16 protein-coding genes are annotated in these 15,526 nt (G+C 32.3%); 9 read left to right on the top strand and 7 right to left on the bottom strand.

Annotation, left to right across the window (positions count from 1 at the left end; translation table 11 throughout):
• Window positions 1-126: 126 nt before the first annotated feature.
• The 3 genes from R7F64_RS14650 (at window position 127) to R7F64_RS14660 (ending at window position 2,729) form a co-directional block, all read left to right on the top strand.
• Window positions 127-282, top strand: a complete 156-nt coding sequence (locus R7F64_RS14650; RefSeq protein WP_318071841.1) for a hypothetical protein — start codon at window positions 127-129, stop codon at window positions 280-282.
• A 46-nt stretch (window positions 283-328) separates the two neighbouring features.
• A complete protein-coding gene (locus tag R7F64_RS14655; protein ID WP_318071842.1) occupies window positions 329-1,336 on the top strand; it encodes a hypothetical protein in 1,008 nt (335 codons plus the stop codon).
• 163 nt (window positions 1,337-1,499) lie between these two features.
• The gene (locus R7F64_RS14660; protein WP_318071843.1) at window positions 1,500-2,729 is read left to right on the top strand and encodes a hypothetical protein; all 1,230 of its coding nucleotides are present in this window, start codon (window positions 1,500-1,502) and stop codon (window positions 2,727-2,729) included.
• 283 nt (window positions 2,730-3,012) lie between these two features.
• Here the strand turns inward: R7F64_RS14660 and R7F64_RS14665 are convergent, their stop codons facing one another.
• On the bottom strand, window positions 3,013-3,204 hold the full coding sequence (locus tag R7F64_RS14665; protein ID WP_318071844.1) for a hypothetical protein: 192 nt from the start codon (window positions 3,202-3,204) through the stop codon (window positions 3,013-3,015).
• Between the two features lie 148 nt (window positions 3,205-3,352).
• Between R7F64_RS14665 and R7F64_RS14670 the strand changes: the two genes are divergently transcribed.
• A complete protein-coding gene (locus R7F64_RS14670) occupies window positions 3,353-4,852 on the top strand; it encodes a zincin-like metallopeptidase domain-containing protein (protein WP_102370956.1) in 1,500 nt (499 codons plus the stop codon).
• Window positions 4,853-5,071: 219 nt separating this feature from the next.
• Here the strand turns inward: R7F64_RS14670 and R7F64_RS14675 are convergent, their stop codons facing one another.
• Window positions 5,072-5,380, bottom strand: a complete 309-nt coding sequence (locus R7F64_RS14675; protein WP_102370957.1) for a hypothetical protein — start codon at window positions 5,378-5,380, stop codon at window positions 5,072-5,074.
• Window positions 5,381-5,640: 260 nt separating this feature from the next.
• Between R7F64_RS14675 and R7F64_RS14680 the strand changes: the two genes are divergently transcribed.
• Entirely contained in the window at window positions 5,641-5,943 is a 303-nt protein-coding gene (locus R7F64_RS14680; RefSeq protein ID WP_318071845.1) for a hypothetical protein, read from the top strand.
• Window positions 5,944-5,956: 13 nt separating this feature from the next.
• On the opposite strand, the gene R7F64_RS14685 is transcribed toward R7F64_RS14680, so the two are convergent.
• A complete protein-coding gene (locus tag R7F64_RS14685) occupies window positions 5,957-6,286 on the bottom strand; it encodes a hypothetical protein (protein ID WP_318071846.1) in 330 nt (109 codons plus the stop codon).
• Between the two features lie 142 nt (window positions 6,287-6,428).
• Between R7F64_RS14685 and R7F64_RS14690 the strand changes: the two genes are divergently transcribed.
• Window positions 6,429-7,172, top strand: coding sequence for a hypothetical protein (locus R7F64_RS14690; protein WP_318071847.1), 744 nt, complete (start codon window positions 6,429-6,431; stop codon window positions 7,170-7,172).
• A 69-nt stretch (window positions 7,173-7,241) separates the two neighbouring features.
• Window positions 7,242-7,985: a hypothetical protein gene (locus tag R7F64_RS14695; RefSeq protein WP_318071848.1), complete on the top strand. Its 744-nt coding sequence runs from the start codon at window positions 7,242-7,244 to the stop codon at window positions 7,983-7,985.
• Between the two features lie 57 nt (window positions 7,986-8,042).
• Here R7F64_RS14695 and R7F64_RS14700 read toward each other — a convergent pair whose 3' ends face one another.
• From R7F64_RS14700 to R7F64_RS14710, 3 genes are all read right to left on the bottom strand, one after another.
• Window positions 8,043-9,302, bottom strand: a complete 1,260-nt coding sequence (locus tag R7F64_RS14700; RefSeq protein WP_318071849.1) for a Y-family DNA polymerase — start codon at window positions 9,300-9,302, stop codon at window positions 8,043-8,045.
• Window positions 9,303-9,304: 2 nt separating this feature from the next.
• Entirely contained in the window at window positions 9,305-9,718 is a 414-nt protein-coding gene (locus R7F64_RS14705) for a LexA family protein (protein ID WP_318071850.1), read from the bottom strand.
• Window positions 9,719-9,822: 104 nt separating this feature from the next.
• Window positions 9,823-10,119 (bottom strand): XRE family transcriptional regulator, encoded by a 297-nt coding sequence (locus R7F64_RS14710; protein WP_318071851.1) that lies wholly within the window; start codon window positions 10,117-10,119, stop codon window positions 9,823-9,825.
• Between the two features lie 435 nt (window positions 10,120-10,554).
• Here R7F64_RS14710 and R7F64_RS14715 point away from each other — a divergent pair, with 435 nt between their 5' ends.
• Entirely contained in the window at window positions 10,555-12,918 is a 2,364-nt protein-coding gene (locus tag R7F64_RS14715; RefSeq protein ID WP_318071852.1) for a hypothetical protein, read from the top strand.
• 136 nt (window positions 12,919-13,054) lie between these two features.
• Here the strand turns inward: R7F64_RS14715 and R7F64_RS14720 are convergent, their stop codons facing one another.
• A complete protein-coding gene (locus tag R7F64_RS14720) occupies window positions 13,055-14,542 on the bottom strand; it encodes a hypothetical protein (protein WP_318071853.1) in 1,488 nt (495 codons plus the stop codon).
• Between the two features lie 227 nt (window positions 14,543-14,769).
• Between R7F64_RS14720 and R7F64_RS14725 the strand changes: the two genes are divergently transcribed.
• Complete coding sequence (locus R7F64_RS14725; protein ID WP_318071854.1) at window positions 14,770-15,504, top strand: hypothetical protein; 735 nt, start codon at window positions 14,770-14,772, stop codon at window positions 15,502-15,504.
• The last annotated feature ends 22 nt before the right edge of the window (window positions 15,505-15,526 follow it).

The following is a 15,526-nucleotide window of genomic DNA, read 5'->3' on the forward strand; positions in this document are numbered from 1 at the left end:
ACTTCAGAAACAAATCTAAGCGAAGCTTTTAGAGTATTTTTAAGGACAAATCCTAGACAAGATTGAAAGTATTTTAATATGTGGTAAGAAAATACTTATGGATAGATAAAACATAAGGAGTTTTTTATGACATTCATTTGCTACAAAGTAATGCCTGTTGATGAAGATACAGGAAAAATCAGGTCAGGCGCAAACTCTCGCCTAAGTTATGAATTGGAAGATGTTGGTTTAGGGCAAGAATGGGGAATGGATCGGACAAGGTATCTATGTAGGAACAAGTAAAGAGTATGTTCTTGATTACTACTCAGGATTAGCCGAACAAGAATACTTGTTTGTCTTTGAAGCTGAAGAGAAAGATATAATCTCAGGTGATATTACAGACAGAGAACCCGAACTATCACTAAAAAAAGTTAGAACAAAGGAAATGTTCTACATAGAAGATGGTGAAATAGTTAGAAAATTAGAAGAAAAGGATTTTAATATGAAAAATGAAGAGACAGGATTATTACAAAGGAAAAAGGGCGTTGAACTTGAACTTGCTTTGCCAACGTATCAAGTTTTGTTTATGCACAACAATGAAGAGCGTAAAGCATTAGCAACACAAGTCGAAAATCTAACAAATGGTAAACATCGTTTTGGGGATTTTCAGTTTGAAGATGGTTTTGCAATAAACAAAGATTCAAAGATAGTTATCGTGTTACCTGAAAAATCTCTACACGAAAGAGCATTGTTCAAGCACGTTAGCGAGTCATTCGATTTTGGTTTTGACGCAGATAAGCTAGTTCCTAGCTTCAAGTCTGATCCAAGTCTTATTAACTATGGTGTGCGTGAGAACAACAACTTAGGCTTAACCCACTTTAACGGTAAGACATACAGAGTCTTTAAAGAAAATGCTATGGCTGTAGGCGACTCACCAACAGCAATAATGCTAGAGCTTGATAAGAGTAAGGTAGATGAAAAGCTTTTAAATTCCCTTAAAGCGACTGATCTTAGAATCTTAGGTGATACGGTCTATCAAACGTATCGTTCAAAGACCGAACCTAACAAAAGCTTCATAGTAGAAGTAGACCTTAAAGACCTTTCAAAAGACACGGTAAGAAATGAAAAACACTTAACAGACTTTTGCAAGAATCATAGAGGTTCAAGAAGTTTGTCAGAGGTTAGTTCTTCACTGAAAGAAGACCTTAAAGAACATACTTTATTACAGTTTGAAACTCATAGTTCTAAACTCAAAGCGGAAGAGAAAGAACGTTTAAGAACTAGAAATGATTTAAGGAAAGACGTTTATCAAGATGTTGAACAAAAACAAAAGAATCGTTCAAAACCTAGAAAATAAATAATTAACCACTCTTTTGAGTGGTTTTTTGTGTGTTCTGAAAATTATAATTCCATAATAAAAAAACAATAAAAAACTTGCATTTTACTTAATATTATTATTGTAAAATAATATATATATGATATAATATTTAAATAACAAATATAATTTATAGGAGCAATTTATGGAACATAGAGGTAATGGTTATAGCGGTTATTCTAAATCTAACAACGCAATTTTTGCAGAAGAAGAAAATAAATTTCCGATTTCTGAAATATCTAAAAGAACAAAGTTAGCGACTGACACTATCAGGTATTTTTTTGAGCCGTGTGAATGGCATCACACATCAAAGCTATATAATAAGACAGATTATTATGATTATAATGAAATTGTTGAAAATATTGATGATGAAGTCCTTGCCTATGACAAAGAACTAAAAGCGAAGAAGAGATCACAACGTAAAAATACTCAATTGCATAAAGGTTGTGATGTAGATTGGGTAGAGTGGAGAGGTAATGGTCGCAGTAAACGCAGGGTAGAGCGTTCTGAGGAAAATTGCACAATTTTGGTCAGTGGCAATAAACACACTATTACTACTCCATCTGGTGAAGTCGTTGTAAAAATGGGTCACGCCAACGGATTTATGTTCAGAACTGGTGAAGAGTTGCGTAAAGCAAAGCGTGAACGCAGACAGGAACAAGCTCAAATAAACAAAAATTTAAAGTCCTTGTTTTCTGATCAATCAAAATATTTCTACATCTTAGATTATAGATCTTTCAATAGAAACGAAAATGATGAAATTGTTCTTGATGATTTTGAGCCACAAGAGCCAAAGCGCATAACTAAAAAAGCATTTACAGAATTAGTAAAGTCAGAATTAGCCTGTTATGGGTTAAGAACTTTAGATGAATGTGCAAAACACGGTTATTCACGCTTAGGTTGTAAATACTTTGTTATTCATAGTGAAAACCCACAAGAAGTATTGAACAACTTGCTAATAAAATCAAAAAAATATATTGATTTATATATACCAAAAGGTTTAGAAAGTTCAGATCTTAGAGCAGAAACTTTAGGTCTTAAATCTAGAGATAAGAAGATTTTTCAAACATATCAGTTAAAAAATGAACCAAGTAAAAAGTTTATAGCTGAAGTTAATGTTTTTGGAGACTCTATTTCAATCATCAATGAGAAACATTTTAATGACTTTGCAAAAAATTACTGTGGCACAAAACCAATCTCAGAGTTCAAGGAATCCGTTAAAGAAAAACTAATGGAACATACATATTTGAGTTACAACGCTAACTGGAAAACGTTAAGGCTTGAAGAAGAAAAGAGAAAAGAGCAAAAACAAAAGCAAGAGTTAACACAAGATGATGAACAGAAACAAAAGAATCGTTCAAAACTCAGAAACTAATTAAGAAACCACTCGATTCAATTGAGTGGTTTTTTTAAATTCCTCATACTAAAAAACACCTCAAAAGAGGTGCTTTCTATGGACTATCCCTGTCACTTACTTCTTCTCAATAAGATATTGGAACTCAAGAAGAGTAATACTATCTTTATATACTATCTAAAATGTTTGTCAAATCTTGACCGTAAAAAAATCACTTCCAGATATCAAGCTGAAAACTAATCTCATTGATAAATCATTTCGATTAGTGCCTTATCGCTTACGCCATACCCAACCGTGATTTATTCTAAATCTCATTCATTCTTTTAAGAATTGGAAAAGCAGTGTTTTTTTGTTTGATAGTAAATCTTTGAGTTTTTCGCCATTGTCTAGACATTCCTTGCAGAAAAAGTTTTTCCCAAGAAGATGATTTTTCATACTTTTCTTGACTCAATATTGTTCTTTCAATTCCTAGTGCAATTTGTTGCTCTCTACCCATAAATATAATTCTCCTTAATCTATATATTTGTTTATCAAAATATTAAGTAAATGCAAGAAAATAAAACAACTTCTTCTTTGGTTGGATTGTAAAAAATAATATTAATGATAAATATTATAATATCTAACTAATAAAAAGGAGTTTAGATATGGCATATAAAAAGAAAGCTAATAAAAGCAAAGAAACACCATTTGAAAGAGATAAGCGTTACAAAAAAGAATTGGGTGAACGAATGATTGATTTTATCACTTCTAGCAATGACGCTTTTAACCCTGAAGAATTAGATATTGGTTTTAACAAAAGAAAAGGAAGATTCACCAAACCAAAAAAATATTCTTATAAAGAAGGTGATACTGAATTTTATTCTGGTATAAATCTTCTGAATCTTAGTGTTGTAGCTGAAGAATTGGGACTTGTTGTAAACAAATGGATTTCGTTTAAAAATGCAGAAGGTTTGATCATAGAAAACCTTGAGAATCTACCTGAAGGTTCTAACGCAAAACAGATATTGAAAGATGTTCACAAAGAATCAGTGTATAGGGCAGTTCCCGTTTATTGGGAAGCACCCGAAGGAAGTGATAAGAAACTACCTATCTACAATGGTAAAAGATACACAGAAATACGAAAAATGTCTGACAAGCAAAGGTCTGAAGAAGGAATTGAAACAACCTCTGTAATAGCTTACTCAGGTAAAGCTCTTCCAATGGAGCATTTAAGACCATTCATTGACGCTAAACACTTTGATAATGATCCTGATTTCAACATTGATTCAGTCAAAATGAGTGAAGAATTAGAAAATGCTTATATTACACAGCGAACTGATAATCTAATCGCTTCTCTTGGTTTACCTGTCTATGAGAGAGAATCTAACTCAGCGTATTACTCACCAAGTAAACATCACATAGTTTTGCCTTTACCAGAACAGTTTTACAACCCTGAATCGAGATTCAGCATAGCCTCTCATGAGGGAGGTCATTCAAAAGCTAAACAATTTGGTGTTGAATTTCTTCCATCAACACATAAAGACTATGAAAAGTCATACTCGAAAGAAGAAGTTGTAGCTGAAGGAACTGCAATGATTGTTTGTGCTCATTATGGTATTCAGTCTTTTTCTCAACACTGTAAGTATATGGGTGGTTGGGCTAAAAACTACTGTGGTGATAATCCAGAAGAGCTATATAAGTGCTTCAAAGAGTCAGAAAAACGAGCAAACGTGATAATCAATGATTTAGAGGCATACGAGCTAAAGCAAAAACTAGAGCTTGAGCAAAAACTTCCTAATTCACTTGAAGCAACAGATCTTAGAATCACTGGCGATACTGTTTATCAAACGTATCGTTCAGCTAATGAACCTGATAAAAGCTTCATTGTGGAGGTAGATCTTAAAGACCTTGATAAAGACACGTTTATTAACGAAAAACACTTAACAGACTTTGCAAAAAATCATTGTGGTTCTAAATCAATATCAGAGTATAGCGCAGCACTTAAATCTGATCTGAAAGAGCATACAGTTTTAAGCTTTGAAACGAATCGAGTAGTTCTACAAGCTCAGGAACATGAGCGTTTAAAGGCAAAAGCAGAACAGAAACAGGACGTTTCTCAGCAGCTAGAGCAGAAGCAAACAAAACGAGCTAAACTAAGTGCTTAACGCACAAAACAAAACCACTCAAAAGAGTGGTTTTTTACATTCTGAAAATTATCATTAATCATTTCTTTCTCTGCTTTTCAAAAACATTTGAGCTTCAGGGTTAGATTCTTTCGCTTTTTCAACTAAATGCTTCATCAATTTAAGATCTTCAACAGAGTTAAATATTTTAGTTTTTCGCTTAGAATCTTTATTAAGTAATACCTTTCTTCCATAACAATATTACTCATTTTCTAATTCTTCAAAATCAAGTTCTCTTTGAACTTTATCAGCAAGCTTTTTGTTCAATGAATTTTCGTTAGTTAATCTTTCGTTCTCTTTCAATAGAATATCTATCACTTTTCCTAGAATCAGTGGAACAGTAATTGTAGAAGCTAAAATTACAACCTTTTGTAGTTCTAAAGGTATAAGTGCAAAATCGCCTAATCTTAGTATTTGAGTGATTGAGAATAATGTTAATCCAACTACCCCAAACATCACCACGCCTATGTTACTCATTCCTTTTCTTTTTTCATTATTATTTATGCTCATAGTAAATCTCCTTTTTGATTTTTGTGTTTAGCATATTATCTAGTAGAGCATATAATTTTAATATTACAATAGACATAAAAAATAATATTATTTTTTTATAAATATAATATTATTTTTCTAGAGAAATAATATTATTTCAAAAATATTATTTGCTTTCATTAAAGGGAAAGTAGCTATCCACGACTTAAACAAGAAATAAAACCCTTGAATAAATCAAAATATAAGCTATTCAAATAATTATGAAATATTCAACGGAGTTAATGATGAAAAACAAAAATGGTTTAAAGAAAGTTCTAGTAGGTTTAGTAAGTGTGTTTATTGCAGGTTCAATGGCAAGTTATGCAATTGACGACTATCAAAATAATATTATTTTATCAGAGTGTATAAAAAGCAAGAAAGCAGCGTTAGATGAAGTCTATACAGGAATTAGTAACGATTATGAGGGTATCAAGTCACCAGTGTTAAGAAATGACTTAGATAGGGCATACAACAAGCAACTAGAAGAGTTAAAAGCGTTTCTGGTAAGTAGTAAAGAAACTCAACTTATAGAGTGTCAAAGATAAAAAGAAAACTCCTTTATGGAGTTTCTTTTTTTTCGATTTTCAGATGATATAGATTGTTTGTTTCTTCTACTGTGAATGAAAAAGTTTTCTTGAAGTGTTCTTCATAGTAATTCAAAACAGCGTTTAAATCATATCTGTGTCTTTCATACGCATTATACTTTTTCTTTATCTTAAACACTCTACAATACTTATAAATGAAATAGTTTGAAATTCCGATAAGTTCAAGAAACCAAATTGAACAAACTGCATTGTTTTGAACTTTGTTTTTTGAATTGATAAGACTCTTTAACAGTTTTCTATCTATCTCTTTTACGCTAATTCTATCAAACTTTTTTTCTGTCATAATAATTTCTCCCTCTATGATAAATATAGATATATCACCAATATTTGTTTATGCAAAAAATAATTTATTTAATAGCCTTGTGTAATGCTTTGTATGTGGTAATAAATTTATATAGACAAATGGATAATTAGGAGTAGTTAAAATGTTTAATAAAGTCTTTTTAATACGTAAAGAGCCGCACGACCAGATAGTTGAAGAACACGAAGATTTTGAATTAGTTTTAGATGAAGAAACACAAAAGCAAAAGGTTGAAGACAGATCTGAAGTTTCCTTTACTCTTTTCACTAATTTTGTTGATACACAAAATGAAATAGAGTTTGAAGTCAAATGCACAGTTCAAAAAGGAAAGGGTAAAGAATGGATTCAATCAAGTGTTGAACTTGCTGATAAAGAAGCTTTTAGACAATCTCTAATCAAATCTTATGGTTTGAAAGAGTTTGACTATGAAACACACGATAAGTTTTTCAATTCTTACCTTAGAGCGAGTAAAAACGATATGGAAGAGCTAACAAAGTTCTACTTTCTAGCACATCATCAAAACTATGGTATTGAGATAGATGTTCCTGTAAGGCTTAAAGAAGCACTTATCTTTGAAGATAAGCTAATCACAGCTTTTCAAAGCAAAAACTCTGATAAGAGCGTTTTACTGATAATTGACACTGAAAACAATGTTGATGTAGTAAATCAATCGACATTAAATCAAATCTGTAAAGATAATAATTGTTCAGCAGATTCTACAGTATCAAAACTAACTGATGTTGCTATAGCGAATTTTTATCTAAACAAAGATTCAATCATTGAAGATTCGAAGTATAAAGCAGAAGAAAAAATGAAAATGATTCAATCAAATAAAAAAGAAAAACGAAATAAAATGAAAATAGCATAATAATATTTTGATTGAATTGAAATATTATATTTGTTAAATTAACCATAAATAACAATAGAGAGGAAAATTATGGACGTAAAAATAAATAATATTAAAGAGCAAGATTTTCAAATTGAAACAATTGATACTGAATATAAGAAATATGCTTATTGCCCTGAAAATAATGGTAATACATTACAGACTTTCGCAGAAGAAAGAGTTTCAGCAATGATTACTTTTGAAGATGAAGGGAATGACATTACCTTTACCGTTTCTTGTGACGGTCATTCTGATGAAGGTGAATGGTTCGGCTTTAATTATTATATTAATGACGAAGAAGACGATGCTTTAAGAGAAGAAATCGCTGATAGGTTTGGACTTGAGTATGATGATCCAAAAGTCGTTGAGTATGTAAGTAAATATAAAGACGCAGTTGAAGAGCAAGTCATTGATAAAACGAAAAATGAATTTTTATCTAGACAAATCGACAACGAAGAAGAGCTTAACATTCCTGTAGAGCTGAAAGAAGCGAAAATCATAGATGATAAGTTAATCACATCTTTTCAAAGTAAAAATGGAAAAGATAGTGTTTTAATTGTTATTGATAAAGAAAACAAGGTTGATGTAGTTAATTCAGCAACTCTTAAAAAAATCGCTTCAGACAGTCATACTTCAAAAGACTCACTTTTAGAAAGAATGACTGATCTTTCTAAAGCAAATCATTACGCTAATAAAGATGAAATATTAGAATCATCTAAAAAAGCATTGAACAAAAACGAAGTCGATAACACTTTAGATCAGGACGTTAAAGCAAAACGTAAGTTCAAAAGATAAAGAGCATGTTTTATGACTAATAAAACTTAGGAAAAGCCGCTTAAACAGTGGCTTTTTTCATTTACAGCTAATCACAGGAATGTGTTTCCAATTGGTTGTGTATTGAGGACTTAACAGCTCTCTTCTCATTTCCCATTTCTTTTGTGTGCCTTGTGAACCGAGAAACACAGTGTCACGACCATACTTATCATTGAGCTTATCAAACACATTCATAAGCTTTTCGTTGTTGGGTTCAGGGTTAAACAAGTCAGGTTGTTCATTCCTTCCATCGACTAGATCCAACAGACCTACACCAATTTTATAGTAACGAACATTTTCCCTAAAAATCTCTTTCGCCATTCTCACACACGCAGAGGTGATTTGATGAACGTCCGAAGTAGGGTAAGCAAATCTATGTATTGCTTTATGACTGACAGGTTTATCGTCATAAGAAGAACTAGCAGCGAAACACAGCATTACTTTACATAATGACTTTTGATTACGTGCTTTGCGTGAAGCAATGTTAGCGTGTTGGCTTAACGCTTGAACCAATTCATCGAGCGATTCAATACGTTCACCAACAGATCGAGTAGAAAAAATTTGCTTCTTATCTTGCTGAACATTGTCCCACGATTTACAACGTTCACCGTTTAACTCTCTAACGATTCTCTCAACATCAACGTTGAAGTTTTTACGTGCTAACCCTACAGGGTAGTTCTTCAATTGAAGGGCAGTATTAACGCCTAAATGCTTAAAATGAGTTGCTAGACGTTTACCAATACCCCAAACGTCAGACGCTTCTAAATTACTCAGAGCATTGTTGATTTGCTCTTCGGTTTTTAAGACACAAACACCATTTAGATCAGGTCTTTTCTTAGCAAAATTATTAGCAATTTTACTCAGAGTGAGAGTGTTTCCAATACCCACACAAACAGGTAAACGAGTTTCTTTCCATACCGTTTTACGAAGGTTTAGAGCATGTTCTCTAAGGTCAGGAATAGCTTTACTTACTCTATCAAAAGAAAGGAATGATTCATCAATACTATAAATGTATTGGTCAGGCGCAAAGCGACCAATCACATTCATCATCTTGGAAGATAAATCAGCATAAAGCTCATAATTTGACGAACAAACGACAACGCCTTTCTGTTCGCATAAAGCCTTAACCTTGAAGTAAGGTGAAAATTTTGGAATACCTGATTCTTTCGCTTTACGATTTGCAGCGACTATAACCCCATCATTGTTACTCAGAACAACGATAGGCTTATCACGGTAATCAGGTCTAAAAACCGCTTCACAGCTACAGTAAAAGCTATTAGCGTCAACAAGTGCAAACACGGTTAAGAACTCATTAAATATCTTTTTTTGAACATACGAACTGATCCTATTACAACACCTTCAATGGTGAACGTGTCGTTCTCAGTGATGTGAAAAGAGCCATATTTGGGATTTGCCGATAAGAGCTGACGATTGTTCATATCTATGATTTTACAGATAAACTCACCGTTAAGGTTTGCGACAATCACATCGTTATTTTGGGCTACAGGGAATCTATCAACGATAAGCAAATCACCATCAAAGATACCCACTTCAATCATACTATCACCACTAGCCAAACCTAAGAACGTTGAACTAGGACGTTCAACAAGAAGTTCATCTAGTGAAAGATCGAGTTGTGAGTATTCTGCTGCGGGCGATTCAAACGAAGAGAATCCTGAAATCCCTGCACTAGCCGTTATTGGTATTACTTGCATAAGGTCTATACTGGTTAAACATACAGTATTGGAGTTTGAACCAAACCAAACGACTGATCAAGTGAAAATGAGGCTTTGAGGTGCGATAGGGCAAAAGAAAAGCTCTATCTGATTAGAGCTTTTTCACTTCTTAATTCTTCTATTTGTCTCTTAACTTGTTTACGTGCGTTAACTTTTGAAACCGTCATAGAAGTTTGAATATTTAGAGTCTCCATAAAACTTAGTAGTTTATCTATAGAAAACTTGTAATGAAATTCTTCAGGTCTGCTTAACTCACTAACTCTTGGTTGAGAGATACCTAAAATCTTTGCTATTTCTTTTTGCCTTGCTTTTTTTGGTATTAAAGAAAATGTATTCATTATCTCTTTCATTAAGTAAATGTGTAATTCTTTCTTTGTCATAATTAACTCCTTTTTATTTGTTATATTATAAAAACTACAATATATAAAATAAATGTCAATTATATGTTCAGGTTGATAATGTATATTTAACGAGAACAAAAGAAAAACTCTACCGAAGTAGAGTTTAAGTAAATCAAACCAAATGGCTAAGTTCAGAGTTAATTACGATTTACTTTAGTATTAACACACAAAACAACAAAGGATTTCTAATACTATTCTTAAATCAAACTTAATAATGAAAAACAGATAATTAATATCTATATAAAAATATATACCAACAAAATATTTAGTCAATACTTTAATTGTTTTTATTTTAAATAATCTTTATTTCTACAGATCGTAGAAGGAAAGAAAATTAATTATTTTTATAATTATACTTTCTTTGTTGTAAGTTTTCCTTTTTATGATTAGATGAATCATAGAAGGAGAAACATTATGATATTTAAAATGACGAAAGTTGCACATACTTTCAATCAAGTAAGAAAAGAAGAAAAGATCTACATTGAAATAAATTCTAAAGGTCGCCAAGTCTCAGTTAAAAAAACAGTGAATGTAAATGATTCAGCAGATTTTGGAAACCATATCTATTACAACGTAAAGAACAAAAAAACAGGTCTTTTATGCGATAAACGAGCTGATATGTTTATGAGCATAAATCCAAACCTTGCAGATTTTGGTCAATGGCTTAAAGCAAAAGGAAAAAAACTTAGTGCCAAAGAACTAAAAGAAAAATGTTTTGAAGAAGCAGAACGTCAGAAAAACTATATTAATGAAAAATATGTTATACCTAGCAACGAAAAATCAAAGTATTTAGATGAATATGGTGAATGTTTAGATAAGACTCAAATTTTCGCTTATAAGCTGAACTGCACGTTTACACAAGGCGAATATCAGAACATTCTTAATCATTGCAAGGGCAATGAATACAAAGCAAAAATGCTAATGAAGCGTATCAAGAATGATGTGATTTGTGCTTATTACAATCAAATCAAGAAAGACCAGAAGATCAAAGGGGAGACTAAAATTGAAGATATTGAGTCAATGGATAACTACCATATAGAAGGTGAAGAAAACCCTCACATTCACGGCTATATGCACGCTTTTGACCCCGTTTCTGGCAGGTATATGAACCCTCGATATTTCGCTCTAGCTAAACAGCTTGCTCACCATAAGATCGAGAAGAAGTATAAAAACTTACTGATTCAAGGCATTGCTCTAGGTGCTGATAAAATCCATGCTCTTGAGCAACGTGAACATTATCTTGAAGAGTGTAAAGCAAAAGGTCTTAATGAAGCTCAGTGCTTAGAAAAACTGGAAAGCTTGGTTAAAGAGACATACCAAAAAGGATTTGAGAACCCTGAACAACTTGAAGCTCTTTTAGCTCAGAACGGCATTAAAGAAGTGAAAGCGAATGGTAAGACCGTAAATCTAACGTTCAACAGTTCAACAATCCCTTATATGAACTCTACAGCCATTTTTACTATAGAGAGTTTTAATGATCCAAAACTAAAGCAAATGCTTAAATCCTACGGTGAACGTAAAGCGTTTGATCAAGGTTCATTCACTAAGGTTAATCAGGTTGAGCAAATCGTAAAATCTAACTATGACAACATCATCAAACAGATGAATGACAAGTTAGAATCATCACCAGTTTCAGAGCATAAACGCATTAAAAAACAGTTGTTTAAAGTGTTTGCTAGGAGATTGAAAAAAGATGGTCTATTGATGGATTTAACTAAGCAAGGAGCAATGAGTTACCTGGTTATGTCTTCCAATAATTTTAAATCAGGAAAGAACTTAACTCTAACTGCTTTGAAGTCTTCAACATTGGTTAATGACCAATATCACGGTAAATCTCTGATAGAGCTTTTCGGGCTTGAGCAAGATGATATTGAATTTCACGATTACCATTATATGACTGACGTTCCCAAGTCTATCAGGTATGGCAAAGCAAAAGTGCATATCGTTCAAGATAAATCGCAAGTGAACTTTATTGACTATGAGTTGTTCAGGCAGAGAATGAATCAAAATTATCTTCAGTGGCTAGGTGCAGATCTGATCGAACATCGAAATGGCTTTGTGTTGAAGAAGGACAACAAGCCAATAATGAAAGTCACTAAAGGAATTAATGATTCTTGTAGAGTTACTTTGTCTGATGTTCACCCAAAAGCAGCAGCTACGCTACTTCAAGACGTTTTTACAGACCAAAGCAAGAACCTGAAGGAAGATGAAGTTTTAAGGGTTTATCCAGTGAACGAGAACGGTCACTATCAACATCTTAGAGAGCTTCAAGTTAAGTTGATGTTTTCGACAGACAAGAACGCTAACAACATCATTGTTGACTATCCAATGATGAAGAATGACCAAATGCTGAAAAGTATGATTCAGAAAGAGCTTAAAGCAAAATTAGCAGCGATGGACAAAAAGCATAACACTTGTTCAAAACGCATAAAGAACGGTTCATATAATTTCACTGATGGTCTAGGAATTGGTTTGTTATCTAACGAGAAGAATAAACCTTATAGAGCGATTATAGAAAAGAAAATCAATGAACAGATTCTTGATCTAGTCACACGACACGATATTAAAGAAATCAAGTTCAACAGAAAGGTTGATACAGAATACTTTTTAAATAATAAAGATAAAATTTTCGATATGGCGCAAAGCCTTTCTGAAGATAAGAAAAAGAAACTAACTACTTTCTATAAGCAGTTTGAAGAGCAAAGAGACAACATTGAATCTAAGAACAAGAATCAGATTGACCATAAGCAAAGAAACAAAGGGAAGTATAAACGTTAAAAAGCAAAAAACTCTACAGGAGCATAGAGTTTTTGCAGAAAATAAAAAGTTGAATAAAAAACATATATAATTAAATTTAACTAATATATTATTTATACTATTAGTATGGCAATTATTTTCAGTTTGTCAATATTTCTTAGTTTTTATTTTTCTTCTTAGGTGCTTTTTTATTGCTATCATTGTCTTTTTTTACTGAAAATAAATCGTCAGGGATTTTCTTTTTATGGTATAAATGATAAAACTCATAGAACATAAATAGATAAATCTTTCTTAGTTCTTCATAACTCAAGGTAGAGTAATGCAAAAATAAATCACTTTTTAAGATCTTTTTCGTTTCACAGAATGAACTTATAATTCTATCTAGTTCGAGATTGTTTTTATCACCTTTCACGAAAGTTCTATCAACGTTCCTATGATGTGTATAACTTTGACTATGTGTAAAGTTATTTATTATAAACTCTGATAATTCCCTAACATCAGCTTTCATTTTGAACTTTGCAAAATGATCAATAAATAGTTCTTCATCAAACATACAGTTTTGTTCAATTCTGTCTTTGTCAGTTCCTTCTTCAACTTGTTCAGAAAGTTCTTCTATATCTACTGTAGGAGAACCCAAGAGCATAAGCTTGTTAAGCACAGCAGGAAGTTCAAAAGGCTCAAAACGATATGCTTTTTTAGCATAGTGATTCACTAGATACGTTAATGCTTCATTCATCAAAGGATTATCATAGACATTGATCTTAAAATCCTTAGTTTCAACATAAACCGTTTCACTATTAAACTCGTGATAATCAGCAAAAAGCGAAGCATAATTAGGGTGAAGCAACTCTTTCACTTTGTTGATAAAAGCTCTGTCAGGCGTGTAACTAAAGCGTATAGGTGCTTGACCATTAGATTTAAAGACAAACGCTGAAGCGATATTACTATTCACTTGTTCAATTCTTCTTTCCAGTTCAGCGTCAGCGATTAAGCTTTTACTCGATTCACCTTCTTTCTCGTTGTAAGCCACAGGAACAGGATTAAACACAAAACGAACGCAATTATGACGTTCTTTCGTCTTACACGACTCAATAGCTTTGAAGAAAGCATTTTGAAGCTTCTGATACACCACAGGGGAAGTTCTAAGCTCTTCAAAACAATCAGGGTATTGAACTACTGTGATTGTTCCATTTTTCACGTTAAACGTGATCTTCAAACCTTCAAGCGTTTGATTGTTAAAAAAGCCTTTTGGTTTGTTGGTTTCAGTATCTACTTCATTGACTTGTAGTTTTAGTTTCTTCAAGTTTGCACAAACTTCAAGAAAATACATCTTTTCTATTTCTTCTTTGTCGAACACAAAATCGACTTTTTCAAGATCTTCTAGTAAGTAGATTGTCGTTAAATGAGAAATAAACTTATCTAGTATCTTAGAAAAGTTTAAGTAATGAACTTCTGAAGCTTTTTCAAAACACAAAGGAAACCGTTTAACGATGATTTTATTCTTTTGATAATTTACAGCGATTCTTAAACCTTCCCACGTTACACCTTTATAATTGAAGAAGAAATTTTTAGTTGTATAATCTTTGTAAGTCTTTATTGATTTCAAGACTTTGTTTATATTTTTCCTTTTTGAGTCTGTATTCATACAAACCTCCTTCTATGATATATATAAATAATTAAAACATTAAAGTATTTATTTTCAATGGAAAGGCGCAAGGAAAGTTATTCTTCATAGAAGTGTTATTCAAGTTCTGTATTAATTAAAAGAAAAAACAATAAATGTCATTTCAATATCGAATATAAGATTATTCAAAATATTGACTAAAAAAGATGGAGTGATTTAATGAAAGTATCGTAGAAGGAGAAACACAAATGAAGGAAGCGATTAAAAGAATAAACACAATTAATCTTTATGAAAGGGCATTAAGAGACAACAATTCGATTAGTGATAAAAACTATTCAGAGTTTATCTATGAGGCTCTAGGTCTTGATACAAACACAATAAACGAACAACAGAAGATCATTAAAAAATTAGCTAATGAGATATGTTTAGTCAGGAAGTCAGACAAAAAAGCGATTGCTATAGCAATAGCACGTTATGAAAGAGCAAGAGAGAAGCTTGTTACATACATTATTAAGAATAGTTGTTTAACAAGTTTGAAAGACCTTAGAAGACCTGATCTGATTGATTTACTGATCAAGCGTAATTCTGTGAAAGTTGCACAGAACCAACACTTTAGTAACTTTAATGAATGTTTGAAAATTTTACAGCAAAACCCTAAGTTGAAAAAAGCCTACATCAGAGAGCTTAAGACCGTAAACCTTGAGTTCAGAGACATTGCAAGGCTTCACAAGGCTCTTAAAACTAAAGACCTTGCGCTTTACAAAGAGGTTGAACAAGAGATAGCTGAACAGTTCAACAAGCTACCTAAAGCGATTAACGTTAATAATGCGAGTCTTGATATAGTCATTGAAGGGTGTTTGAGAAGAGACGCATACTTGATCGATACTCACCCCAACTTTGATCGAATCAAAGCCAACGTTTATCACCCATCAGTTTTCATAGCAAAAGCGATACTTTCCAAAGCAATGAACCAGTTTCATTAAGACGAAAAAAACCGCCAACAAA

The sequence above is a fragment of the Vibrio sp. Vb1980 genome (assembly GCF_033338615.1).
Lineage (GTDB): Bacteria > Pseudomonadota > Gammaproteobacteria > Enterobacterales > Vibrionaceae > Vibrio > Vibrio alginolyticus.

Bases quoted from the DNA above. Each gene is read 5' to 3' on its own strand.
- R7F64_RS14725 (WP_318071854.1), top strand. From the start codon at position 14,770: ATGAAGGAAGCGATTAAAAGAATAAACACAATTAATCTTTATGAAAGG.
- R7F64_RS14670 (WP_102370956.1), top strand. From the start codon at position 3,353: ATGGCATATAAAAAGAAAGCTAATAAAAGCAAAGAAACACCATTTGAA.
- R7F64_RS14715 (WP_318071852.1), top strand. From the start codon at position 10,555: ATGATATTTAAAATGACGAAAGTTGCACATACTTTCAATCAAGTAAGA.
- R7F64_RS14650 (WP_318071841.1), top strand. From the start codon at position 127: ATGACATTCATTTGCTACAAAGTAATGCCTGTTGATGAAGATACAGGA.
- R7F64_RS14660 (WP_318071843.1), top strand. From the start codon at position 1,500: ATGGAACATAGAGGTAATGGTTATAGCGGTTATTCTAAATCTAACAAC.
- R7F64_RS14685 (WP_318071846.1), bottom strand. From the start codon at position 6,286: ATGACAGAAAAAAAGTTTGATAGAATTAGCGTAAAAGAGATAGATAGA.
- R7F64_RS14675 (WP_102370957.1), bottom strand. From the start codon at position 5,380: ATGAGCATAAATAATAATGAAAAAAGAAAAGGAATGAGTAACATAGGC.
- R7F64_RS14705 (WP_318071850.1), bottom strand. From the start codon at position 9,718: ATGCAAGTAATACCAATAACGGCTAGTGCAGGGATTTCAGGATTCTCT.
- R7F64_RS14720 (WP_318071853.1), bottom strand. From the start codon at position 14,542: ATGAATACAGACTCAAAAAGGAAAAATATAAACAAAGTCTTGAAATCA.
- R7F64_RS14665 (WP_318071844.1), bottom strand. From the start codon at position 3,204: ATGGGTAGAGAGCAACAAATTGCACTAGGAATTGAAAGAACAATATTG.
- R7F64_RS14710 (WP_318071851.1), bottom strand. From the start codon at position 10,119: ATGACAAAGAAAGAATTACACATTTACTTAATGAAAGAGATAATGAAT.
- R7F64_RS14695 (WP_318071848.1), top strand. From the start codon at position 7,242: ATGGACGTAAAAATAAATAATATTAAAGAGCAAGATTTTCAAATTGAA.
- R7F64_RS14690 (WP_318071847.1), top strand. From the start codon at position 6,429: ATGTTTAATAAAGTCTTTTTAATACGTAAAGAGCCGCACGACCAGATA.
- R7F64_RS14680 (WP_318071845.1), top strand. From the start codon at position 5,641: ATGATGAAAAACAAAAATGGTTTAAAGAAAGTTCTAGTAGGTTTAGTA.